We start from the raw sequence: 23,975 nt of genomic DNA, 5'->3' as shown, positions 1-23,975 counted from the left end.
ACCTGATTGCTTTGGGGCGGCACAGGCGGTCGATGCAAGTAATTCAGCAAGAATCACGATTTTCGAACGTCGCAAAAATTTGCAAAAAGAAAGGCAGGACCAGCCCAAGGCCGCCTGCCTGTCGGATAACCGTTTAAGCAAAAAGGATCAGCTTTCTTGCTGCTCCAGATGCATGTTGACGCGCTCGCGCAGCTCTTTGCCGGGCTTGAAATGCGGCACGTGCTTGCCCGGCAGCGCCACTGCATCGCCGGTTTTGGGATTGCGACCCATGCGCGGGGGCCGGTAGTGCAGCGCAAAACTGCCGAAACCGCGTACTTCGATGCGCTCGCCGCTGGCCAGGGCCTGACTCATCTGTTCGATGACGTTTTTGACCGCCAGCTCGACGTCGCCGAACGCAAGGTGGGTCTGACGCTTTGCCAGCGCCTCAATCAGCTCGGATTTGGTCATGGGTCCCCAATGTCCGTGACGTGGAACGAGTTGGGGCGGCGCAACCGCCGCCCCACTGCAGGCACTAATCAATCAGCCTTGTTGAGCTGCTCTTTCAGCAGCGCACCAAGCTTGGTCGTGCCACCGGACGCGCTGGAGTATTCCGCCATCGCATCTTGCAGCTCTTCCTCGTCCTTGGCGCGGATCGACAGCGACAACTGGCGACCCTTGCGGTCCATACCGGTGAACTTGGCTTCGACCTTGTCGCCCACCTTCAGATGCTGCGTAGCATCTTCGATGCGCTCCTTGGCAATGTCGTTGGCGCGCAGATAGCCTTCGACGCCGTCACCGAGATCGATCACCGCACCCTTGGCGTCCACTTCCTTCACGGTACCGTTGACGATGGTGCCGCGGGCATGGACGGCCATGAAGTGACCGAACGGATCCTGCTCCATCTGCTTGATGCCGAGCGAGATGCGCTCGCGCTCCGGATCCACTGCCAGCACCACGGCCTCGATCTCGTCGCCCTTCTTGAAGTTGCGCACGAGGTCTTCGCCGGAAGCCTGCCAGGAGATGTCGGACAGGTGGACCAGACCATCGATGCCGCCATCCAGACCGATGAAGATGCCGAAGTCGGTGATCGACTTGATCTGACCGGACACCTTGTCGTTCTTCTTGTGCATCGCTGCGAACGCTTCCCACGGATTCGAGCGGGTCTGCTTGATACCCAGCGAGATGCGGCGACGCTCTTCATCCACGTCCAGCACCATCACTTCGGTCTCATCGCCAACCTGCACGACCTTGGCCGGATTGACGTTCTTGTTGGTCCAATCCATTTCGGAAACGTGGACCAGACCTTCGACGCCCGGCTCGATCTCGACGAAGCAGCCGTAATCGGTGACGTTGGAGACCTTGCCGAACAGGCGGCTGCCGACCGGGTAGCGACGCGAGATGTTCACCCACGGATCGTCGCCCAGCTGCTTCAGACCCAGCGATACGCGGTTGCGCTCGCGGTCGTACTTCAGCACGCGCACGTCCAACTCGTCGCCGACATTGACGACTTCGGACGGATGACGCACGCGCTTCCACGCCATGTCGGTGATGTGCAGCAGGCCGTCGATGCCGCCCAGGTCCACGAACGCACCGTAGTCGGTGAGGTTCTTGACCGTGCCCTTCACCACGGCGCCTTCGGTCAGGCGCTCCAGCAGCTTCTCGCGCTCTTCGGAGAACTCGGTCTCGACGACGGCGCGGCGGCTGACAACGACGTTGTTGCGCTTGCGGTCCAGCTTGATGATCTTGAACTCAAGCGCCTTGCCTTCCAGGTACACCGGATCGCGCACCGGACGCACGTCGACCAGCGAGCCCGGCAGGAATGCGCGGACGTCCTTGATGTCGACGGTGAAGCCGCCCTTGACCTTGCCGGAGATCATGCCGGTGATGGTCTCTTCCTTGTCGAAGGCCTGCTCGAGGTCGTCCCATACCATGGAACGCTTGGCCTTCTCGCGGGAGAGCTTGGTCTCGCCGAAACCGTCTTCCAGGGCGTCGAGGGCAACCTTCACCTCATCGCCAACCTGCACTTCCAACTCGCCCTTCTCGTCCTTGAACTGCTCGATCGGGACGATGCCTTCGCTCTTCAGGCCTGCGTTGATCACGACGACGTCGTTGCGGATTTCCACAACGATACCGGTGACGATGGCGCCCGGCTTCAGCTTGGAGATGGCCTGTTGGCTCTGTTCAAACAGCTCGGCAAAACTTTCAGTCATGTTGATTCCAGAAATAAGAAAAGGCCCTGACCCTGTGCACGCCGTCGGATGTATGTGCGCGGGCAGGCCCACCGGTTGTGGGTGTTGCGGGATCGCTCCCTGGCACCGTTGACCCAAAACTTCATGCCGCGGCATGAAGCACCAAAGCCGCCGCAACCGCTTTACGGTTTTACGACGGCCAGAACTTTAGCGACCACGTCTTCGATCCCCATGCCGGTGGTATCGACCAGCACTGCATCGGCGGCGGGCTTGAGCGGTGCGACGGCTCGCGAGGCATCGCGGGCATCACGCGCTTCAATTTCGCTCTGAAGGGTAGCAAGTGTAACGCTCAGTCCCTTTTCCTTCAACTGCTTATAGCGTCTTTTCGCCCTTTCGGCCGCGCTGGCGGTCAGGAACACCTTGAACGCGGCGTCCGGGAAGATGACCGTCCCCATGTCGCGGCCATCGGCCACCAGCCCCGGCTGCTTGCGGAAGCTCAATTGCATGTTCACCAAGGCCTTACGGACGGATGGCACCGACGCAATCGCCGAGGCCGCCGCGCCCGCGGTTTCTGTCCGCAGCTCATCTGTGGCATCGTGGCCATTGACGATCACCCGCGTTTCGCCATCATTAGGCGCCGCCCGGAATTGGATCCGGGTGGTTTCGGCACAACGGGTAACGGCCTCGGCATCGGACAAATCCAGGCCGGCCGCCCCCGCCGCGTAGCCCACCGCACGGTATAGCGCACCGGAATCCAGCAGCCGCCAGCCCAGGTGCTCGGCGACCAGCCGGCTAATCGTGCCTTTGCCCGATCCGGAAGGTCCGTCGATGGTGAGTACGGGCGCAGGCGGACGTGTTTGCATGGACTGACCTGATGGCACGGGAAGTGCTTAGCTTATCGTGTTTACAGGGGTTCCAGGCGCATGCTTTCTGCTTCTTCATCAGTCACTTTGCCGTGTCAGCCAGCCGTCATGAATGATCTGCAACGCGAGTTCGAGCAAGCCGCTGCGGACATCAAGCAACTGGGCGAACGGCCTGACAACGACACCCTGCTGCGGCTTTACGCGCTCTATAAGCAGGCCACCTGCGGCGACGTCCACGGTTGCGAACCGGGCTTCTTCGATTTCATCGGCACCGCCAAGAAAGAAGCCTGGGCCAATTTCAAGGGCATCTCCCAGGACGAAGCCAGGCGGCAATACATTTCACTGGTACGACAATTGCTGCCCTGAGCGTCACCTGCCGCGCCGGGACCACTTGCGCCCAGGATGCATAGCAGGCACATTCATACGATCGTTTGAAGACGGCGCCGTATGGACTACCCTCACCTGTTCGCCCCGCTCCAGCTGGGCCACGTTACCTTGCCCAACCGCATCCTGATGGGCTCGATGCACACCGGGCTGGAAGACAAGGCCGCCGATTTCGACAAATTGGCCGCTTATTTCGCCGAACGCGCGCGTGGCGGCGTCGGCCTGATGGTGACCGGCGGCATCGCGCCCAGCATCGAGGGCTGGCTCAAGCCGTTCGGCGGGCGGATGACCCTGCCCTGGCACAAGCCGCGGCACCGCAAGCTCACTCGCGCCGTACATGCCGAAGGCGGTCGCATCTGCATGCAGATCCTGCACGCGGGTCGCTACGGCTATCACCCGCTATCGGTGGCTCCGTCGAAGATCAAGTCGCCGATCACTCCCTTCACGCCACGCGCCCTCAGCACCCGCGGCGTGGAGCGCACCATCAATGATTTCGTGCGCTGCGCGCGGCTGGCGCAGGACGCCGGCTACGACGGCGTGGAAGTGATGGGCTCGGAAGGCTATCTGATCAACCAGTTCATCGCCGAGCGTACCAATCGGCGCAGCGACCAATGGGGTGGCGATGCCGAGCGGCGCATGCGCTTTCCCGTGGAAATCGTACGGCGCATGCGCGCGGCGGTCGGCCCCGATTTCATCATCATCTACCGCCTTTCCATGCTCGACCTGGTCGAAGGCGGACAGGACTGGCAGGAAATCGTGACCTTGGCCAAGGCCATCGAAACGGCCGGCGCCAGCATCATCAACACCGGCATCGGCTGGCACGAAGCGCGCATCCCGACCATCGTCACCAACGTGCCGCGTGCCGGCTTCGCGTGGGTGACGAAGAAACTCAAAAGCGAAGTATCGATACCGCTGATCACCACCAATCGCATCAACGTACCCGAGGTCGCCGAGCAAATACTGGCCAGCGGCGAAGCGGACATGGTATCGATGGCAAGACCGTTGCTCGCCGATCCCGATTGGGCGGTGAAAGCCAAAAGCGGCCGCAGCGAACGCATCAATACGTGCATTGCTTGCAACCAGGCTTGCCTCGACCACGTTTTCCAGAATCAACGTGCGAGTTGCATGGTCAATCCGCGCGCCTGCCACGAGACCGAACTGCGCGTCGTTCCAGCGCCCGCGCGCAAGCGCATCGGCGTCGTCGGCGCGGGCCCGGCCGGCATGGCGTGCGCCTCAACCCTGGCCGAACGCGGCCACGACGTCACCTTGTTCGATGGCGCCAGCGACATCGGCGGCCAGTTCAATTACGCCAAACGCATTCCCGGCAAGGAAGAGTTCCACGAAACCCTGCGCTACTTCCGCCATCGCCTGACCGACGCGGGAGTACGCATGCGCCTGGGCGAGGTAGCGGATGTCGCTTCAATTGCAGCTGAAAAGTTCGACGATGTCGTCATTGCCACCGGAATCACGCCGCGCAAGGTGAGCTTCCCCGGAAGCACTCATCCGCGCGTTTTGAGCTATCTCGACATCCTCGCACACAATCAGCTGGCAGGTCATCGTGTGGCGGTCATCGGCGCAGGCGGCATCGGTTTCGACGTGGCGGAATTCCTGATCGAGCACACCCCCTCCCCGACAACCGACGTGGAGCGCTGGACGCGCGAATGGGGCGTGGATATGCAACTGGATCAGCGTGGCGGCCTGAAGCCGGCACAGCCGGAACCACCCGCGCGCCAGGTGTGGCTGCTGCAGCGGAGCGAGGGACGCCCCGGCGCGCGGCTGAACAAAACGACCGGCTGGGTGCATCGCGCCACGCTGAAAAACAAGCAGGTGACCATGCTGGGCGGCGTCGCCTACGATCGCTTCGACGACGACGGCCTACACATCACCGTAGACGGCAAGCCCCAGGTTCTTCCGGTCGATCACGTCATCATTTGTGCCGGCCAGGAGCCCAACCGCGCTTTGGCGGATGCCCTGATCGCCCAAGGGCAGCGTACGCACGTCATCGGTGGCGCCGACGTAGCGGCCGAACTCGATGCCAAGCGGGCCATTGCCCAGGGCACGCGACTAGCTGCAGAGCTTTAACAGGGCTCTGCAAGCGACTGATACAAAAAGCGAAAAAGGAAGCGCCCCGCCAGCGACGCGTCGGTATTGGCTCTGGGGAGGGATGCCGAATACCGCGGGGGTAGCGTCGCTGCGGGGCGAGGGTCAGCGGCACTCGGGGGGAGGGGGTCAGTGCCGCGACAGGGACTATATTATGATCGACGCGATACAGAATCAAATATATATTTGAGCCCCTATTTATACGAAAGTCATATATGTTTGATTTTCGCCAGTTGCGCTACTTCATCGCTGTCGCCGAAGAGCTGAGCTTTACGCGCGCGGCGCAGCGCCTGCACATTTCGCAGCCGCCGCTTTCACAGCAGATCCAGGCCCTGGAGCAGGATCTGGGCATACGCCTGCTGGACCGAGACAAACGCAACGTTACGCTGACCGAGCCGGGGCGCCTGTTTCTCGAGCAGGCCCGGCAGATCCTGGCCATGGCCGACGATGCCCGTATTCGTGTGACCGAGGCCGCCGCCGGCTTCAGCGGCCAATTGAGGCTGGCTTATACGGTTTCGGTTTCCTTCCACCCGGCCCTGCCCCAAACCTTGCTTCTGCTTGGACAGCGAGCACCCAATATCCGGCTATGGCTAAGCGAGATGTACACCGAGCCGCAATTTGCGGCGGTGCGTTCCGGCCAGATCGACGTCGGCTTCGTACGCGACGTGCCCAGTCACGAAGACGATGCGCGGGCGCTGCGGTTGGACATTATCGATCGCGAGCCGCTGCTGCTTGCCCTGCCCTCCGGGCATCGATTGGCCGACCGTCCGAGCCTGGAGCTCGGCGAAGTTGCCGGGGAGCCGTTTGTGATCCAACCCCGCGAACTGGCCGCTACGCTATATGACCGCCTGGTGCGGCTGGCCTCCAAGGCCGGATTCCATCCGGTGGTACGCCAGCAGGCCCAGCAGATCAACGGCCTCCTGGCCCTGGTGGCCGCCGGCATCGGCTTGGCGCTGATTCCGGCCAGCATGCAGGTGGTGAAACTGGCGGGGGTAAGCTATGTGCCGCTGGTCGACCCGGATGCCTACCTGTTGCTTGCCGTGGCCAGCCGGACCGAGAACCCCGCGCCCGTGGTGCTGCAGTTCCTTGAAACGGTCACGGACGCCAAGAAAGCGCTGGGCTTGTGATAAGCGATTCAAGTAGTTATACTTTCGCGCTTTCTTCGTCTCACATCGTTTCAGGAGCCTGCCGTGAAGGTGCTTTCCTCTTTGAAGTCCGCCAAGCAGCGGCACCGTGACTGCAAGGTTGTGCGCCGTCGCGGCAAAGTGTTCGTGATCTGCAAGAGCAACCCGCGCTTCAAGGCGCGTCAGCGTTGATCGCTGTTGCGAATATCTGAAAAAAGCCGCTGCAAAGCGGCTTTTTTTATGCCCGGCCATCTCTCATAAAAGACGGCCCGATCGAGTCAGCGGCCGCCGCTGACATCCAGCAACGCCCCCGTCACATACGACGCCGCGTCACTCAGCAACCACGCGATGGCCTGGGCCACTTCGTCGGCCGTACCGGCGCGCGCCAGCGGCGTTTGCGCACCCAGCACCGCCGCCCGATCCGGGCGTCCCCCGCTGGCATGGATCTCGGTATCGATAAGCCCCGGACGAACTGCGTTCACGCGCACGCCCTCGGAAGCGAGCTCCTTGGCCAGCCCGATGGTGAGCGTATCGATCGCGCCCTTCGATCCCGCATAGTCCACATACTCGTGAGGCGACCCCAACCTCGCCGCCGCCGAAGACACATTCACGATCGCGCCGCCGTTTCCCCCGCGCCCTTTGCACATGCGTCGGGATGCCTCGCGTGCGCATAGGTAAGCGCCAAGTATGTTGACGTCGAACACGTGCCTGAGCCGATCGATGCTCATGTCGGCCAGCGGCATCGACGGCGCGACGATGCCTGCATTGTTGACCAGCGCGTCCACGACGCCGAAGGCAGATTCCACCGCATCGAACACAGCCACCACATCAACCTCGTCGGCGACGTTGCCGCGCACCGCCAGCGCCTGTCCGCCCAGCTTGCGAATGTCGTCCGCGGTCTCCTGCGCCTTCGCTTCGTTCTGTGCGAAATTGACGCCGACAGACCAGCCGTCCGCCGCCAGCAGACGTGCCGTAGCCCTGCCAATGCCGCGGCTTGCGCCGGTGATCACGACCACTTTTCCCATGGAAATCGTCCTCATCGCTGCCAGGCGGCAGGGATTGTGCAAGACTGCCAGCGGCAGCCCGATTCACCGGTAACTTACGCGCGACCGTGTTGCGGGGGAAGTCTCGTGGACATGCATGAGTATCTGGGCCTGATGCAGGACGTGTTTGCCGTCGCGCTGGTGTTTGTCTTTCCCTTGATCGACCTGCCTGCCATGCAGCACCTGAAACGTTTCAGCAGCACTGCCGCGCGTTTGGCACTGTATCGCCGCAGTGTGCTCGCCACTTCGGTATTCGTGATCATTGCGTTGGCCATCGCGCCACTCGATACGCTGCTGATCATTGCGCGCAGTCATACAGACGCTCCCTGGCTGGATCGCCATTCGGTGATTTCGATGGCGGCGAGCGCACTTATCGCTCTGCTGTTTGCGTGGGTGCTGTGGCCAAGTATCCAGTGCGTATTCCGCAAGCGCATTCGCAAGGCTTATCTGGAAGCCTACCTGGCCTCCCTCGTTCGCTTCATGTTGCCTGTATCCAGACAGGAGCGCCGGTGGTGGGTGTTGCTGAGCCTGAGCGGGGGCATTGGCGAGGAACTGCTTTACCGAGGTTTCCTGCTGCAGTATTTCCGCGGCCAGCTGATCGGCGGCCCGGGCACGGGACTGATCTGGGCATGGGTACTCAGCTCGCTGGCGTTCGGCCTGGGCCACGTCTATCAAGGCAAACGCGGTGTACTGGAAACAACGACGGCCGGTGCGGTATTCGGCATGCTTGCCATTCTGTCCGGAGGCTTGGCATTGCCTATCCTGATGCACATTTTGATCGACCTGCGGATCCTGCTGGTCTACAACCCGGCCCAAGACGATCCCCAACGCGCCGCCCCGCTCATCAGCGGTTTCAATCCGCAGGTGCGCTGAAACAAAAAAGCCGGGCTTCGAACACGAAACCCGGCCTATCTTTTGCACGATCTGCCAAGGAGGCAGATCGCATCGTTCACTCGTAGCTGACGCCGGTAATCTCGTAGCGCTTCACACCGTTGGGTGCCTTGAACTCGAAACTGTCGCCGGCGCTTTTGCCGATCAGGGCGCGCGCGATCGGGGACGAGACCGCGATGAGACGCTGCTTGATGTCGGCCTCCAGATCACCCACGATCTGGTAGGTCACCGCCTCGCCGCTGTCTTCATCTTCCAGATTTACCGTGGCGCCGAACACCACCTTGTTGCCGGCACTCAGGCGCGACACGTCGATCACTTCAGCGGTGGACAGCGCCGCTTCCAGTTCGGCAATCCGGCCTTCGATAAAGCTCTGCTGCTCGCGTGCCGCATGGTATTCGGCGTTTTCCTTCAAGTCGCCGTGAGCGCGCGCCTCGGCGATGTCCGCGATGATCTTCGGGCGCTTGACCGACTTCAGGTGATCCAGCTCGCCACGCAAACGCTCCGAACCAATTTTGGTGATGGGGGCGCGACTCATGCGCTCAGCTCCTTGTGCAATTCCTGCAAGCTATGGACTTCGCCGGTATCGTGGAAATCCAGCGAATGCACCAGCGCCCGCGCGCCGGCAACGGTGGTGGAGTACGTGACGCGGTGCTGCAAGGCTTCGCGCCGGATCGAGAACGAATCGGCGATCGCTTGCTTGCCCTCGGTGGTGTTGACGATATAGACGATCTCGCCGTTCTTGATCAGGTCGACAATGTGCGGCCGGCCTTCAAGCACCTTGTTGATGCGCTCGCAAGCCACGCCACGCTCCGACAGGTAGCTTGCCGTACCGGATGTAGCGACCAACGTGAAACCGCGCGCGATAATGCCCTCGGCAACCGGCAGCAGGCGATCCTTGTCGGCATCGCGCACCGATACGAAGACCTTGCCCTTCTGCGGCGTCTTGATGCCAGCCGCATCGTGGCCGCGCGCAAAGGCGGCGCCGAAGCTGCGGCCCACGCCCATCACTTCGCCGGTGGAGCGCATTTCCGGGCCGAGGATCGGATCGACGTTCTGGAACTTCAGGAACGGGAAGATCGCTTCCTTCACCGAGTAGTAGCCTGGGATCACTTCGCGCGTCGTGCCCTGTGCAATCAGGCTGCGCCCCGCCATGCAGCGGGCGGCGATCTTGGCCAACGGCACACCGGTCGCCTTGGAGACGAACGGCACGGTACGCGAGGCACGCGGATTCACTTCGAGGATGAACACCGTATCGCCCTGAATCGCAAACTGCGTATTCATCAGGCCGATCACCTTGAGTTCTTTCGCCATCAGGGCGACCTGGCGGCGCAATTCGTCCTGGATCGCCGGCGTGAGCGAATACGGCGGCAGCGAGCAGGACGAATCGCCCGAGTGAACGCCGGCTTCCTCGATGTGCTCCATGATGCCGCCGACCAGCACATTGCCTTCCTGGTCGGCGATGACGTCGACATCGACTTCCACCGCATGATCGAGGAAGCGATCCAGCAGCACCGGCGAATCGTTCGACACCTGCACCGCCTCACGGATGTAGCGCGACAGATCGGCGTCGTCATACACCACTTCCATCGCGCGGCCGCCCAGCACGTAGCTCGGACGCACCACCAGCGGATAGCCGATTTCGCGCGCCAGCGCCAACGCCTCATCGGCATTGCGTGCGGTACGGTTCGGCGGCTGGGTCAGGCCCAGTTTGCTGATCATCTGCTGGAAGCGCTCGCGGTCTTCGGCCAGATCGATCGAATCCGGCGAGGTGCCGATGATCGGCGTACCGGCGGCTTCGAGTGCACGCGCCAGTTTGAGCGGCGTCTGGCCACCGTACTGCACGATCACGCCCTTCGGCTTTTCGAGGTCGACGATTTCCAGCACGTCTTCCAGGGTCAGCGGCTCGAAGTACAGGCGATCGGAAGTGTCGTAGTCGGTCGACACGGTTTCCGGGTTGCAGTTGACCATGATGGTCTCGAACCCGTCTTCGCGCAGCGCTAGGGCCGCGTGCACGCAGCAGTAGTCGAACTCGATGCCCTGTCCGATGCGGTTCGGACCGCCGCCCAGCACCACGATCTTGTCGCGGCTGGTCGGATTGGCTTCGCACTCTTCCTCGTAGGTCGAGTACATGTAAGCCGTGGTCGTGGCGAACTCGGCCGCACAGGAATCCACCCGCTTGTAGACCGGGCGTACGCCAAGCGTACGGCGCAGATGGCGCACCGCGGCTTCGTCGGTGTTGATCAGCTCTGCCAGGCGTGCGTCGGAGAAGCCAAGGCGCTTCAGCTCGCGCATGCGCGCGGCGTCGAGCGCGGTAATGCCCTGCTCCCGCACTTCCTTCTCGGTCAGCACGATGTCTTCGAACGCGGCAAGGAACCATGGGTCGACGCGGCTGAGATCGTGCACTTCTTCCAGGCTCAGTCCGGCGCGGAAGGCGTCGGCGAGGTGGAACACGCGATCCGGACGCGGCTCGCGCAGTTCGCGCTTCAGCGTCGCGAGACCATCGTCCGTAGCGATGTCCAGGCCGGTCGGGTTGAGACCGGTCTTGCCGATTTCCAGGCCGCGCAACGCCTTTTGCAGCGATTCGTGGAAGCTGCGGCCGATCGCCATCACCTCGCCCACCGATTTCATCTGGGTGGTGAGACGCGCATCGGCCTGCGGGAATTTCTCGAAGGCGAAGCGCGGAATTTTGGTAACGACGTAATCGATGGTCGGCTCGAACGAAGCCGGCGTGAGACCGCCGGTGATGTCGTTCTTGAGCTCGTCCAGCGTGTAGCCGACGGCCAGCTTGGCCGCGATCTTGGCGATCGGGAAGCCGGTGGCCTTGGAGGCCAGCGCGGACGAACGCGACACGCGCGGATTCATCTCGATCACCACCACGCGACCCGTTTCGGCATTCACGCCGAACTGCACGTTGGAGCCACCGGTATCCACGCCGATCTTGCGCAGCACCGCGATGGAGGCATCGCGCAGGCGCTGGTATTCCTTGTCGGTGAGCGTCTGCGCCGGCGCAACCGTGATGGAGTCGCCGGTATGCACACCCATCGGGTCGAGGTTTTCGATCGAGCACACGATGATGCAGTTGTCCGCTTTGTCGCGGACCACTTCCATCTCGAACTCCTTCCAGCCGAGCACCGACTCTTCCACCAGCACTTCGTGCACCGGCGAAAGCTCGAGGCCGCGCTTGACGATCTCTTCGAATTCTTCGCGGTTGTAGGCGATGCCGCCGCCCGAACCGCCCAACGTAAAGCTGGGACGGATGATGGTTGGGTAGCCGACGGTGGCCTGGATTTCCACGGCCTGCTCGAACGACCGCGCCACGGCAGCCTTCGGGCATTCCAGGCCGATATCGGCCATTGCCACGCGGAACAGCTCGCGGTCTTCGGCCATGCGGATGGCTTCGCGCGAGGCACCGATCAACTCGACACCGTATTTTTCGAGTACGCCGTTATCGGCCAGGTCGAGCGCGCAGTTCAGGCCGGTCTGGCCGCCCATGGTCGGCAGCACGGCATCCGGGCGCTCCTTGGCGATGATGCGCTCGACCGTCTGCCAGTTGATCGGCTCGATGTAGACCGCGTCGGCCGTTTCCGGGTCGGTCATGATCGTGGCGGGGTTGGAGTTCACCAGGATCACCCGGTAACCCTCTTCCTTCAGCGCCTTGCACGCCTGTGCGCCGGAGTAGTCGAACTCGCAGGCCTGGCCGATGACGATCGGGCCGGCGCCGATGATGAGGATGGTCTTGATATCGGTACGCTTGGCCATCTCAGCGGGCCTCCTGCATCAGCTTGGCAAAACGATCAAACAGGTAACCAATGTCGTGCGGCCCAGGGCTCGCTTCCGGGTGCCCCTGGAAGCAGAAGGCCGGACGATCGGTCAGTGCAAAACCTTGCAGCGAACCATCGAACAGCGAGGTGTGCGTGACGCGGACGTTGCTGGGCAGCGTCGCGACATCCACCGCGAAACCATGATTCTGCGAAGTGATCAGCACGCGGCCGTCGTCGTGATCCTTCACCGGATGATTCGCGCCGTGGTGGCCGAACTTCATCTTCAGCGTCTTCGCGCCAACGGCAGCACCCATGATCTGGTGGCCTAGGCAGATGCCGAACAGCGGGATCTTCGCATCCAGGAATTCGCGCGTGGCGGCAATCGCGTAATCGCAGGCGGCCGGATCGCCAGGACCGTTGGAGAGAAACACGCCATCGGGTTTCATCGCCAGCACCTTGGCCGCCGGGGTCTGCGCCGGCACCACGGTGATATCGCAGCCCTGTTCGGCGAGCAGGCGCAGAATGTTGCGCTTTACGCCGAAATCGTACGCCACGACTTTGAAGCGCCGGGCCGGCTGGTTGAAAACCGTGCGGTCAAGGTCGTACACACCCTCGTTCCAGCTATAAGGCTCGGTCACGCTGACCACCTTGGCCAGGTCCATGCCGTTGAGGCCGGGGAAGGCGCGTGCCTTGGCCAATGCGGCGTCGGCGTCGATCGACTCGCCGGCCACGATGCAGCCGTTTAGTGCGCCCTTGTCGCGCAGGATGCGGGTAAGGCGCCGCGTATCAATGCCGGCGATGGCCACGATACCGTGGCGCTTGAGGTAATCGGGCAGGCTTTCGGTGCTGCGCCAATTGCTGGCGCGTCGTGGCACGTCGCGCACGATCAGGCCGGCGGTATGGACGGCCGAAGATTCTTCGTCTTCCGCGTTGCAACCGGTATTGCCAATGTGGGGATAGGTCAGGGTAACGATCTGACGGGCATAGGATGGATCGGTGAGGATCTCCTGGTAGCCCGTCATCGCCGTGTTGAAAACCACCTCTCCGACGGTCTCACCAGTCGCGCCCACGGCTTGGCCGTGAAACACGCTGCCGTCTTCGAGGGCAAGCAGAGCGGAAATGGGCATGGGGGCCGCCTTTTAGGTGCAGCAAGGTCCGCAAGCCGCATCGAAGCAGGCTTGTGGACCTTGGGTCAAAGAAAGTCTCGGGCGGGTTGAAATGATAGGTGCAAGGGCGCTTTCTGTCCACCGGCAGGCATTGTGAAAAATGCCACCTCGGCGCTCGCAAACGCATCTCCCGCGCTAGACTGTCAGCCACTTGCCCGCTAAAGCTACGAAACTCCATGAGCGCAACGGTTCTGCTCGATCCCATTCGACTCGACCGCCCGGACACGGACGTGCGGCAGCACCCCTTTCCGTTCATGATCGCCCACGGCCAACTCCCCGATGAGGCCCGCGGCGACCTGGAGCGGGATTTCCCCGCATACACCAGCGCCGGCTTCTTTCCCTACGACCCGATCGACTGCGGCCCTTCGGTGAATGCGCTGGTCGGGCAGCTGACCACGCCGGAATTCGCCAGCGCCATCGGCAACTACCTGGGGATCAGCGACCTGGGGCGATATCCGACGCTGATCACCCTGTGCCGCGCCTTGAACAAGCGACACGGCACCATCCATACCGACAGCCGCTCCAAAGTGGCCACCGCCCTGCTCTATTTGAATACGCAGTGGCCCGATACCAGCGACGGCTGCCTGCGCTTTCTCAACAAGATCGACAACATCGACGACCTGGCCGCCCCCGAGCTCAAGCCGCTTTATGGCGAGTTCGCGGTATTCAAGCGCTGCGACAACTCTTTCCACGGTCACCTGCCTTACGAGGGCGAGCGCCGCGTGATCCAGGTCGCCTGGCTCACCAGCGAAGAGGAAAAGCTGCGCAAGACCAAGCGCGGCAAATTCTCGCGTGCATTCAAGAAGCTGTTCGGCGTGCTGGACCGCAAACTCGGCGCGGATCGCGACCGCAACGCATCGCACAAGACTCGGCCCGAATAACGCCTAGCGGATGCACCACCAGGCTACGAAGCCGGCGAACAGCAAATAAAGCCATGCCACCGGCAACAACCGGCGTCCGTCCACCTGGCCGCGACGGAACAGCCACCACAGATAAACAATCGCTGCCACCGTGACCGCACCGGCAACGATCAACGGCGTATCGAACATCCATGGCGTGGCGAACAGCGCCAAGGCACTGGGAATCGTTGCCTGGATCATCATGGCGCCGGAGATATTGGCCAGCGCCAACCGTTCCTTGCCCTGCCGCACCCAGATCAACGCATTCATCGTTTCCGGCAGTTCGGTCGCAACCGGGCTCAATACCAGTGCGATCAGATGCGGCGGCAGATGCAGCGCCAAGCCGATCGTCTGGATCTGCGACACAAACACGTGCGAGGCATAGGCAATCACCAGCAGTGCCAGGCACGTCTGCGCAATCACCATGCCGAGCATCGGCGCAGCGGCGCGAGGCTGAAATTTCAGCGGCTCCAGCACTTCGTCGTCCGCCGACGCGTCATCATCGTTTTTCAATTCACGCCGCACGTAGAGCGCATAGGCAGCGATAAAGAGCACGCCCAGCCAGGGCTTGAACGCAAAAGCGATCAGACCGAGCCCGCACTTCACCGCGAAAATCGACAGGAACCAGGACTGGTCGCGCGCCAGCCGCAAGTGATCGACGCGAACCCGATGGTCTTCGCGACCCAATCGGCGCCGGTTGTACCAAAGCGCGCCCCCCACGACCGCGTAGGCAATGGTGGCGAGCACCAGCGGACCGCCCAGCGCAGCGCCCACGCCGATGTCGCGCACTTGGGGAGTTCTTCCCATCATCACGGCAACAAATGTGACCGCGCTCTCCGGCAAGGCCGTGCCAAAGGCGGCCAATACCGTTCCGGTTGCCGTCGCGCCGATATTGAGCTTTTGACCCAGCCATTCGATGCCGTTGACGAAGTACTCGCACGACACGTAGATGATGCCGGCCGAAAGCAGGAACAGCAGCATGGTGACTAGCATGAAAGGTTCCGGGCCGGGCAAGCGAGACAACCTATGGCGCACGCACGTCGCTCGCCCAGCCAGGGTGAGTCGTGTCGTGGCCAAAGGTCTCGCCGGACCATCGCAGATGGAGCATCTGCGACAACCATTCGCGCCATGAAGCATCTAGGCTTCAAGTGTGTTGACGCGAATTCCTCGGAGCATCGCCTGGCGGCCGGATGCGGCGAGGATGGCTACTCCCCAATGACGTTGCGGCGGATGGTACAGGCGCCAAGGCCGGCGAACAAGCCGCCCTTCAACCCGGGTTGCGTTCGCGTTCCTGCACCACGTTGTCGATGCTGTAGCCGCCCGGCTTGCGCCCCGCCAGCCATGCGGCAGCCTCGAGCGCGCCGCGCGCAAAAATGGAACGATCCGTGGCGCGATGACTCAGCTCCACCCGCTCTCCATGGCCAAGCAGCAAGGCGGTGTGTTCTCCCACCACGTCGCCGCCGCGCACTACCGCAAAACCGATCGTGCCGCTGCGTCGTGCGCCGGGCCGGCCTTCACGGGTGTATACGCCGTCTTCCGCCAGCGTGGTGCCTCGCGCCTGGGCTGCGGCATGGCCGAGCGCAAGCGCGGTGCCCGAAGGTGCATCTTCCTTGCGCCCGTGATGCGCCTCGACGATTTCCAGATCCCAATCCCGCAGCGATGCAGCGGCCTCGCGCAGAAGGCGGGTCAGCACGGCGACGCCAAGGCTGAAATTCGCCGCGCGCAATAGAGGCAGCTCGGCCGAGGCGCCGTCGAGTCCGGCTTCCGCGGCCGCATCGAGACCGGTCGTGCCGGTTACCAGCGCGATGTGGTGCGCGCGGCAATGAGCAAGCGCCGCGGCAAGGCCGTCGGGACCGCTGAAGTCGACTATCACGTCGATAGCCGGCGCGGCTTCCCAGCCATGCGCGTAGCGCAAGCCGGAGGACAATCCTTCGAATACCGGCGTGCCGTCGCGCTCAGAACCCGCGGAAACCACGGCGTGCACCAGCTCGAAACGGCGATCTTCGCGCACCAGCGCAAGCAAAGCCCGGCCCATGCGGCCGGAAGCGCCATTGATGGCAAGACGAATGGGCTGGGACATGTAGACGCTTCCTCGAGCTTTGTCCCTCTCGCTTGGGAGAGGGTGCGAATAATCACGGTGAGGTTAGGAAGTCACCCGCGACCAGAACTGCTTCACGCCATCCACCCAGGTCTTGGCGCGCGGTGTGTGCTCGTCGGCATTGCTGCCGGCAAAAGTCGCTTCCAGCTTCTCCAGCAGATCGCGCTGCTCGCGCGTCAAGCGCACGGGTGTTTCCACGACCACGCGGCAGATCAGATCGCCGGCACGCCCACCACGCACCGATTTGACGCCGCGGCCGCGCAAGGTGAACTGCTGCCCGGTCTGGGTCTCCAGCGGAATGGTGATGCCCACCTCGCCTTCCAGCGTCGGCACCGCCAGCTCTGCGCCCAATGCCGCTTGTGCGAAGCGAATCGGCAACTCGCAATACAGGTTGTTGCCTTCGCGCTGGAAGATCGCATGCTCGCGCACGCGCACTTCCACATACAGATCGCCCGGCTCGGTGCCGGCCGGGCCGGCTTCGCCCTGGCCGGTCAAGCGGATGCGATCGCCGTTGTCGACACCTGCGGGAATGCGCACGGACAACGTGCGGGTTTCTTCCAGGCGGCCTTCGCCGTGACACTGCTTGCAGGGTTTTTCGATCGCCCGTCCGCTGCCGCCGCAATGCGGGCAGGTTTGCTGGATGGAGAAAATGCCATTTTGCATGCGCACGCGGCCATGCCCTTGGCAGGTCTTGCACTGCACGGTCTTGCCGTCGTCGGAGCCGCTGCCGTTGCAATGGTGGCAGTTGACCTGGGTGGGAACGTCGAATTTCCTCTCGACGCCGAACACGGCTTCTTCGAGATCCAGTTCCATGATGTAGCGCAGGTCAGCGCCGCGGCGCTGACGCCCGCGGCCGCCGCCACCGAAAATGTCGCCGAAGATATCCCCGAAGATATCGCCCATGTCGCCAAAACCGGCACCGCCGCCCCGGCCGCCCATGCCGCCTTCGAACGCGGCGTGGCCGTATTGGTCGTACGCCGAACGCTTCTGCGTATCGGACAGGACTTCGTAGGCTTCCTTGGCCTCTTTGAATTTTTCCTGGGCGTGCGGATCGTCGGGGCAACGGTCCGGGTGGTATTTCATGGCCAGGCGACGGAAGGATTTCTTCAGCTCGATTTCGGTCACCGACCGCTCGACACCCAGGACTTCGTAGTAATCACGCTTGCTCATTGCTTGATCCGCGATTCGATGCGCCGATCGGGGATAAACCAGATCGCAGCCACCGTGGCATAAAGTAAACACGACACCCACGGCGCCACGAACGCCAGCAGGATGCCACTCAGATACATGGCGACGGCCACCTTGCCTTTCCAGTCACCCCCCACCGCCTGGGCCAGGAAGGAGGTTTTGCCTCCGTTGGCCTCGATCAGGGTGTACTGCAACGGAATCCAGGCCACCGCGCACATCAGCAGTACAACGCCGTAAACCGCCACCGGAAGTTGCGCAAAGTGGTTCTCACCCATCCAGCCGGTGGTCACCGGCATCAGCGAGAGCCAGAACAGCAGGTGCAGGTTGGCCCACAGCACGCTGCCGCTCACCTTTTCCGAAGCATGCAGGAAATGGTGATGATTGTTCCAGTAGATGCCTACGTAGACGAAGCTCAGCACGTAGCTCAGGAACACCGGCCATTGCTGGGCAAGCACCTCCCAGCCGTCGCCGTGCGGCACCTTCAGTTCCAGCACCATGATGGTAATGATGATGGCCAGCACGCCATCGCTGAAGGCTTCTAGCCGCCCCTTCTCCATTGCTCCCCTCCAACGACAACGAGCGCCCAGAGGGCGCCCGTCGTCAAATGTCAGCCTAGGTCAGGACGACTTGCCATCGTTCTTCACTTCGGTGAACTCGGCATCGACCACGTCGTCGGAATGAGCCGAACCGGTCGGGCCGTGCGGCTGTGCATCGGCATCGGCCGGGCCGCTGCCGCTACCCTGGGCTGCGGCGTAAAGCGACTGTGCCACCTGCTCCAGCTTCTGGATCTTCGACTCGATCGCTGCTTTGTCGTCGCCGTCCTTGACCTTCTCCAGTTCCGACAGCGCCGCTTCGATCTCGCTCAACTGTCCGCCGACCTTGCCACCGTGTTCCTTGATGGCGCTGCGCGTGGCGTGCACCAGCTGATCGGCCTTGTTGCGCGTGCTGACCAGCTCGTGGAACTTCTTGTCTTCTTCTTTGTTGGCTTCGGCGTCGGCCACCATGCGCTGGATTTCTTCCTCGGACAGGCCCGAACCGGCCTTGATCTCGATGCGCTGTTCCTTGCCAGTCTTCTTGTCCTTGGCCGACACGTGCAAGATGCCGTTGGCATCGATGTCGAAGGTCACTTCGATCTGCGGCATGCCGCGCGGCGCGGCGTCGATGCCGGCCAGGTCGAACTTGCCCAGCGACTTGTTGGCATTGGCACGCTCGCGCTCACCCTGCAGCACGTGCACGGTCACGGCGGTCTGGTTGTCGTCGGCAGTGGAGAACACCTGCGAGGCCTTGGTCGGCACCGTGGTGTTCTTCTCGATCAGCTTGGTCATCACGCCGCCCATCGTCTCGATACCCAGCGACAGCGGGGTCACGTCGAGCAGCAGCACGTCCTTCACCGAACCGCCCAGCACGCCGCCCTGGATCGCAGCGCCCACGGCTACGGCTTCATCCGGGTTGACGTCCTTGCGCGGCTCTTTGCCGAAGAAGTCCTTCACCGACTCCTGCACCTTCGGCATGCGGGTCTGGCCACCGACGAGGATCACTTCGTTGATGTCGGACACGCGCAGGCCAGCGTCGTTCAACGCGGTGCGGCAGGGTTCGATGGTCTTCTTGACCAGGTCTTCCACCAGCGCTTCGAGCTTGGCGCGGGTGAGCTTGATGTTCAGATGCTTCGGACCGGAAGCATCCGCCGTGACGTACGGCAGGTTCACTTCGGTCTGATGCGCGGACGACAGTTCGATCTTGGCGCGCTCGGCGGCATCCTTCAGGCGCTGCAGCGCCAGCGGATCCTTGCGCAGGTCGATGCCCTGGTCCTTCTTGAATTCTTCGATCAGGTAGTCGATGACGCGCATATCGAAGTCTTCGCCACCCAGGAAGGTGTCGCCGTTGGTGGCCAGCACTTCGAACTGCTTCTCGCCGTCGACTTCGGCGATCTCGATGATCGACACGTCGAAGGTACCGCCGCCGAGGTCGTACACCGCGATCTTGCGGTCGCCGCCCTTCTTGTCCAGGCCGTAGGCCAGCGCGGCCGCGGTCGGCTCGTTGATGATGCGCTTCACTTCCAGGCCGGCGATCTTGCCGGCGTCCTTGGTCGCCTGGCGCTGGCTGTCGTTGAAGTAGGCCGGCACGGTAATCACCGCCTCGGTGACCGTCTCGCCGAGGTAGTCCTCAGCGGTCTTCTTCATCTTCATCAGCACTTTGGCGGAAATTTCCTGCGGCGCCATCTTCTTGCCGTCGGAGGTCTGCACCCAGGCGTCGCCGTTATCGTGGGCGATGATGCCGTAGGGCACGATGTGCAGGTCTTTCTGCACTTCGGCGTCGGTGAATTTGCGGCCGATCAGGCGCTTCACCGCGTAGAACGTGTTCTTGGGATTGGTGACGCTTTGGCGCTTGGCCGGCGCGCCGACCAGCACTTCGCCGTCCTTGGTGAACGCGACGATGGACGGCGTGGTGCGATCGCCCTCCGCGTTCTCGATAACCTTGGCGCTGCTGCCATCCATGATGGCGACGCACGAGTTGGTCGTGCCCAAGTCAATGCCGATGATTTTGCCCATGTGTATGCTCCGGAATCTCGCATGCGGCCCCTCGGCCGCGAATGTTTGTCAGATGGGGTTTGACTGAAAACGGTTCAATATCAGCTAAACCCTGCAGTGTTGAAATTGTTGGAGCCCGTTCAACATCCCGGCCACGTGCAGCGCCTGACCAGTGGCCCGGTCAGGCCGCGCGCCACGCGGCGGCCACTCGGGGCCACGCAGGCTGCGGGGAGATGGGGAACAGGCTCTCTTGACTCAGTCGTCCTTGGCCACGGCCACCAGGGCCGGGCGCAGCAAGCGATCGTTCAACACATAGCCTTTCTGCAGCACGGTGACCACGGTGCCTGGCGCCTTGCCCGGCGCCTCCACCATGCTCACCGCGTGATGCCGCTCCGGATCCAGCGGCTGATCCAGCGGATCCACCTGCACCAATCCGTTATTGCCGGCAATGCGCAGCAGTTCCTTGAGCGTAAGGCTGATGCCCTCGCGCACCGAAGCCACGTCGCCACCCTCTACCGAAAGCCCGCGTTCCAGGCTGTCGTAGACCGGCAGCAGCTCGTTCAGCAGCTTCTCATTGGCAAAACGGCGCGCGTGCTCCAGATCGCGATGCAGGCGGCGACGCTGGTTTTCCAGCTCGGCTTTCTCGCGCAACACCACCTCGCGCAGGTCCTTGTTGCTCGCCTCCAGTTCGGCCAGCTTGGCTTTGATGGCCTCCAGTTCACTGCCTGGGGCAGCCTGCGTGCCGCTTTCCGGCGTTTCGTTCGGCGACTGCGAATCGCTGTTGTGCATGAATGACTCCAAACCTCGTCCGTGGCCGGTACGTCGTACCGACCTCCAAAATCTTGCGGGTAATCCCGCCTCCCGGGCCGGTTATAAGGCCGTCGCGGCGCGATTCAAGGCTTCGCTCAGCAAACCTGCCGTCGCCTGTACCACCGGAATGACCCGCTCGTACGCCATCCGCGTCGGGCCGATCACCCCCACGGCACCCAGCAGTCTGCCCTGTGCGCCGAAGCTGGCGGTGACCACGCTGCAGCCATCCAGCGCCGCAAAGCCCGACTCCTCGCCGATGAATAGTCTCACGCCCGGCGCCTTCGCGCAGACTTCCATCAACTGCAGCAGCTCATTTTTCTGCTGGAAGGCCTCGAACAGCTCGCGCAGGCGATCCAGGTTGGCCAATTCCGAATAAGCCATCAGGTTGGTCTGGCCACTGACCAGCACGTCTTCGTTTTGCGGCGCAAAGGAAGCCGCCGCAAGGTCCACCGCGCTCGACAGCATTTGATGCAATTCGCTGCTCGCCTCGCGCAATTCGCGCAGCAGGTGCGCGCGGATGTCGTCCACGCGCAGGCCCACGAAATGCTCATTGATGTAGTTGGCGGCCTGCTCCAGCTCGCGGCCGTCCAGCGGCTTGGCCAACTGGATGACGCGGTTCTGCACCTGGTTGTCGGAGAACACCAGGATCACCAGCACCCGCGCATCGGGCAGCGCCACGAAATCGATGTGGCGCAGCGGGAAATCGGTCTGGCGCGGCACGGTCACCACGCCGGCGAAGTGAGTCATCGCCGACAACAGCGTGGACGCGTTGCCGACCAGATCGCGCACGGTGGTGGGCCCCGGCGGCAACTCGCGCTGCAGGCGCACCATTTCCTCGCGCGGCAGCGGCTGCAATTCGATCAAGCTGTCCACGAACAGGCGCAGGCCGCGGGGCGTGGGAATGCGCCCGGCGGAGGTATGCGGCGAGGACACCAACCCGGCCTCTTCCAGGTCGGCCATCACGTTGCGGATCGTCGCCGGGCTCACGTCCAACCCCGAGGAGCGCGACAACGTGCGCGACCCCACCGGCTCGCCGTCGGCCAGGTATTGCGCGATCAGCGTGCGCAACAGGCGCCGGGCGCGAATGTCGAGTTCGTGATGGTTGGGCATGCGCTGTGGCAATCCGTGAGACGCTAAAGAAATAAGGTTTGGGACGGGAGAATGCAAGAAAGAGCTGGGGACCGAGACGGGGGGCGGCGGCCCTCCGGGTGTTCCCTGTTCGCGGTTCCCCGCCTCACCTTACAATCGCACGAACCACTGCCGCGCTCACCCATGCTTACTTCCCTCTACGTCCGTCATCTTGCCGTCGTCGAACAGGCCGATATCAATTTCGGCCCCGGCCTGACCGTGGTCAGCGGCGAAACCGGTGCCGGCAAATCCCTGCTGGTCGATGCCCTGATGCTGCTGGCCGGCGCCCGTGCCGACAGCGGCATCGTGCGTGCCGGCAGCGACCGGGCCGAACTGGTGGCCGAGTTCGACCTGAAAGACCTGCCCGAAGCCCGCGACTGGCTCAAGCGCGAGGAGCTGGACGAAGACAACGCCTGCCAACTGCGCCGCGTGGTGCGCGCCGAAGGCAGTTCCCGCGCCTGGATCAACGGACGCCCCGCCACCATCGGCCAGATCGGCGATCTTGCGGCACTGCTGGTGGAGATCCACGGCCAGCACGAGCACCAGGCACTGCTGGATCGATCGCATCAGCTGAGCCTGCTGGATGCCTACGCGGAAAACGACAAAGTGCTGGCCCAGGTACGCGATGCAGCCATGCAGTGGCGCGACATCGGCGCGCGCATCCGCAAGCTGGCCGGCGGCGAAGACCGCGAACACCGGCTGGAGCTGCTGCGCCACGAGCTTTCCGAACTGGAAAAGTGGGCGCTCCCGTCCGCCCAGCTGGCCGAACTGGAAGCCAGCCACAAGCGCCTGGCCAACGCCAGCAAGCTGACCGAAGGCATCACCGGCGTGGTCGAACTGGTCGATGGCGACAGCGAGTTCGCGCTGCGCCAATCACTGAGCCGGGCCCATGCCGAACTGGGCCGACTGGCCGCGCTGGACGATCGGCTGGCACCGATACTGGAGCTGCTCGATGGCGCCCAGATCCAGCTCAACGAAGCCGTCGACGGCATGGAGCACTACGCCCAGAACGTCGACCTGGACCCCGAACGCTATACCGAAGTCGACACCCATCTCACGCGCCTGCACGAGCTTTCGCGCAAACACCGCTTGCCGGTGGGCGAGCTCGACGACAAACGCGTCGTTCTGCAAGTCGAACTGACCGAACTGGAAAACGCCGGCGACGCGATCGAGCGGCTGACGGCCCAGCGGGACCAGTTGCAGCGCGACTACGACAAAGCCGCCGAAGCGCTGAGCAAGTCGCGCCAGACCGCATCCAAGCGGCTGGGCAAGGAAGTCAGTGCGCTGATGGGCGAACTGGGCATGGCCGGCGGGATGCTGCAAGTGGCACTGGAACCGGCCGACAACGACGATCCGGACCCGCAAGGCCACGAACGCTGCGAATTGCTGGTGAGCGCCAACCCCGGCCAGCCGCCGCGCGCCCTGCGCAAGGTCGCCTCTGGCGGCGAGCTGGCCCGCATCAGCCTGGCGATCGAAGTTGCCACTCTGGGCAAAGACACCATCGGCTGCATGGTCTTCGACGAAGTAGATACCGGCATCGGCGGCGCCGTGGCCGAAGTCGTCGGCCAGAAGCTGCGCGCACTGGGCTCGCGCTGCCAGGTGCTATGCGTCACCCATCTTCCTCAGGTGGCAGCGCAGGGCCATTCGCATCTGCGCGTAAGCAAGCACAGCGAAGGCAACAGCACCCAGACCCGCATCGAATCCCTGAGCACCGAAGGGCGGCGCGACGAACTCGCCCGCATGCTGGGTGGCGTGGAAATCACCCGCGAAACGCGGGCTCATGCGAAGAAGATGCTGGAGCAAGCGCAAACGGCTTGAACTCGC

21 protein-coding genes and 1 riboswitch are annotated in these 23,975 nt (G+C 63.0%); of the genes, 7 read left to right on the top strand and 14 right to left on the bottom strand.

The window, feature by feature from the left end:
• Window positions 1–147 precede the first annotated feature (147 nt).
• From ISS99_RS02600 to cmk, 3 genes are all read right to left on the bottom strand, one after another.
• Window positions 148–519: an integration host factor subunit beta gene (locus ISS99_RS02600; protein WP_275578098.1), complete on the bottom strand. Its 372-nt coding sequence runs from the start codon at window positions 517–519 to the stop codon at window positions 148–150.
• Window positions 516–2,189, bottom strand: coding sequence for a 30S ribosomal protein S1 (gene rpsA, locus ISS99_RS02595; RefSeq protein WP_204630019.1), 1,674 nt, complete (start codon window positions 2,187–2,189; stop codon window positions 516–518). The genes ISS99_RS02600 and rpsA overlap by 4 nt, the downstream gene beginning before the upstream one ends.
• A 161-nt stretch (window positions 2,190–2,350) precedes the next feature.
• A complete protein-coding gene (gene cmk / locus ISS99_RS02590; RefSeq protein ID WP_204630018.1) occupies window positions 2,351–3,031 on the bottom strand; it encodes a (d)CMP kinase in 681 nt (226 codons plus the stop codon).
• A gap of 108 nt (window positions 3,032–3,139) precedes the next feature.
• Here cmk and ISS99_RS02585 point away from each other — a divergent pair, with 108 nt between their 5' ends.
• The 4 genes from ISS99_RS02585 to ykgO all read left to right on the top strand — a co-directional run bounded on the left by ISS99_RS02585 (window position 3,140) and on the right by ykgO (window position 6,831).
• Complete coding sequence (locus tag ISS99_RS02585) at window positions 3,140–3,397, top strand: acyl-CoA-binding protein (RefSeq protein ID WP_204630017.1); 258 nt, start codon at window positions 3,140–3,142, stop codon at window positions 3,395–3,397.
• An 81-nt stretch (window positions 3,398–3,478) separates the two neighbouring features.
• Window positions 3,479–5,497: an NADPH-dependent 2,4-dienoyl-CoA reductase gene (locus ISS99_RS02580; protein ID WP_204630016.1), complete on the top strand. Its 2,019-nt coding sequence runs from the start codon at window positions 3,479–3,481 to the stop codon at window positions 5,495–5,497.
• A gap of 233 nt (window positions 5,498–5,730) precedes the next feature.
• Window positions 5,731–6,642 (top strand): LysR family transcriptional regulator, encoded by a 912-nt coding sequence (locus tag ISS99_RS02575; protein ID WP_204630015.1) that lies wholly within the window; start codon window positions 5,731–5,733, stop codon window positions 6,640–6,642.
• A gap of 63 nt (window positions 6,643–6,705) precedes the next feature.
• The gene (gene ykgO / locus ISS99_RS02570; protein ID WP_008215056.1) at window positions 6,706–6,831 is read left to right on the top strand and encodes a type B 50S ribosomal protein L36; all 126 of its coding nucleotides are present in this window, start codon (window positions 6,706–6,708) and stop codon (window positions 6,829–6,831) included.
• Window positions 6,832–6,917: 86 nt separating this feature from the next.
• Here ykgO and ISS99_RS02565 read toward each other — a convergent pair whose 3' ends face one another.
• Window positions 6,918–7,664, bottom strand: coding sequence for an SDR family oxidoreductase (locus ISS99_RS02565; RefSeq protein WP_204630014.1), 747 nt, complete (start codon window positions 7,662–7,664; stop codon window positions 6,918–6,920).
• Between the two features lie 111 nt (window positions 7,665–7,775).
• Between ISS99_RS02565 and ISS99_RS02560 the strand changes: the two genes are divergently transcribed.
• Window positions 7,776–8,555, top strand: a complete 780-nt coding sequence (locus tag ISS99_RS02560; RefSeq protein ID WP_239537605.1) for a CPBP family intramembrane glutamic endopeptidase — start codon at window positions 7,776–7,778, stop codon at window positions 8,553–8,555.
• Between the two features lie 76 nt (window positions 8,556–8,631).
• Here the strand turns inward: ISS99_RS02560 and greA are convergent, their stop codons facing one another.
• The 3 genes from greA to carA are packed head-to-tail and all read right to left on the bottom strand — an operon-like array spanning window position 8,632 to window position 13,461.
• Window positions 8,632–9,108: a transcription elongation factor GreA gene (gene greA / locus ISS99_RS02555; RefSeq protein ID WP_204630012.1), complete on the bottom strand. Its 477-nt coding sequence runs from the start codon at window positions 9,106–9,108 to the stop codon at window positions 8,632–8,634.
• On the bottom strand, window positions 9,105–12,332 hold the full coding sequence (gene carB / locus ISS99_RS02550) for a carbamoyl-phosphate synthase large subunit (RefSeq protein WP_204630011.1): 3,228 nt from the start codon (window positions 12,330–12,332) through the stop codon (window positions 9,105–9,107). Before carB ends, greA begins: the two co-directional genes overlap by 4 nt.
• A 1-nt stretch (window position 12,333) precedes the next feature.
• Window positions 12,334–13,461 (bottom strand): glutamine-hydrolyzing carbamoyl-phosphate synthase small subunit, encoded by a 1,128-nt coding sequence (gene carA / locus ISS99_RS02545; protein ID WP_204630010.1) that lies wholly within the window; start codon window positions 13,459–13,461, stop codon window positions 12,334–12,336.
• A gap of 215 nt (window positions 13,462–13,676) precedes the next feature.
• On the opposite strand from carA, the gene ISS99_RS02540 reads away from it, so the two are divergent.
• Window positions 13,677–14,381, top strand: coding sequence for a 2OG-Fe(II) oxygenase (locus ISS99_RS02540; protein WP_204630009.1), 705 nt, complete (start codon window positions 13,677–13,679; stop codon window positions 14,379–14,381).
• A gap of 3 nt (window positions 14,382–14,384) precedes the next feature.
• Here the strand turns inward: ISS99_RS02540 and ISS99_RS02535 are convergent, their stop codons facing one another.
• From ISS99_RS02535 to hrcA, 7 genes are all read right to left on the bottom strand, one after another.
• Entirely contained in the window at window positions 14,385–15,392 is a 1,008-nt protein-coding gene (locus ISS99_RS02535; protein WP_204630008.1) for a sodium:calcium antiporter, read from the bottom strand.
• A gap of 66 nt (window positions 15,393–15,458) precedes the next feature.
• Window positions 15,459–15,625, bottom strand: a riboswitch (yybP-ykoY riboswitch).
• Window positions 15,626–15,666: 41 nt separating this feature from the next.
• Entirely contained in the window at window positions 15,667–16,479 is an 813-nt protein-coding gene (gene dapB / locus ISS99_RS02530; protein ID WP_204630007.1) for a 4-hydroxy-tetrahydrodipicolinate reductase, read from the bottom strand.
• A gap of 63 nt (window positions 16,480–16,542) precedes the next feature.
• Window positions 16,543–17,667, bottom strand: coding sequence for a molecular chaperone DnaJ (gene dnaJ, locus ISS99_RS02525; protein ID WP_204630006.1), 1,125 nt, complete (start codon window positions 17,665–17,667; stop codon window positions 16,543–16,545).
• Complete coding sequence (locus tag ISS99_RS02520) at window positions 17,664–18,242, bottom strand: TMEM175 family protein (RefSeq protein WP_204630005.1); 579 nt, start codon at window positions 18,240–18,242, stop codon at window positions 17,664–17,666. The genes dnaJ and ISS99_RS02520 overlap by 4 nt, the downstream gene beginning before the upstream one ends.
• A gap of 60 nt (window positions 18,243–18,302) precedes the next feature.
• On the bottom strand, window positions 18,303–20,234 hold the full coding sequence (gene dnaK / locus ISS99_RS02515; protein WP_204630004.1) for a molecular chaperone DnaK: 1,932 nt from the start codon (window positions 20,232–20,234) through the stop codon (window positions 18,303–18,305).
• A 234-nt stretch (window positions 20,235–20,468) separates the two neighbouring features.
• Entirely contained in the window at window positions 20,469–21,002 is a 534-nt protein-coding gene (gene grpE / locus ISS99_RS02510; RefSeq protein ID WP_204630003.1) for a nucleotide exchange factor GrpE, read from the bottom strand.
• 81 nt (window positions 21,003–21,083) lie between these two features.
• Window positions 21,084–22,133 carry a heat-inducible transcriptional repressor HrcA gene (gene hrcA / locus ISS99_RS02505; protein WP_204630002.1) on the bottom strand — a complete coding sequence of 350 codons (1,050 nt, stop codon included), beginning with the start codon at window positions 22,131–22,133 and terminating at the stop codon, window positions 21,084–21,086.
• A 162-nt stretch (window positions 22,134–22,295) separates the two neighbouring features.
• On the opposite strand from hrcA, the gene recN reads away from it, so the two are divergent.
• Window positions 22,296–23,969, top strand: a complete 1,674-nt coding sequence (recN, locus tag ISS99_RS02500) for a DNA repair protein RecN (RefSeq protein WP_204630001.1) — start codon at window positions 22,296–22,298, stop codon at window positions 23,967–23,969.
• The last annotated feature ends 6 nt before the right edge of the window (window positions 23,970–23,975 follow it).

The sequence above is a fragment of the Dyella mobilis genome (genome assembly GCF_016904945.1).
Lineage (GTDB): Bacteria > Pseudomonadota > Gammaproteobacteria > Xanthomonadales > Rhodanobacteraceae > Dyella_B > Dyella_B mobilis.
The sequence above is the reverse complement of the archived record's forward strand: the minus strand, read 5'-3'. Positions and strand labels throughout refer to the sequence as shown.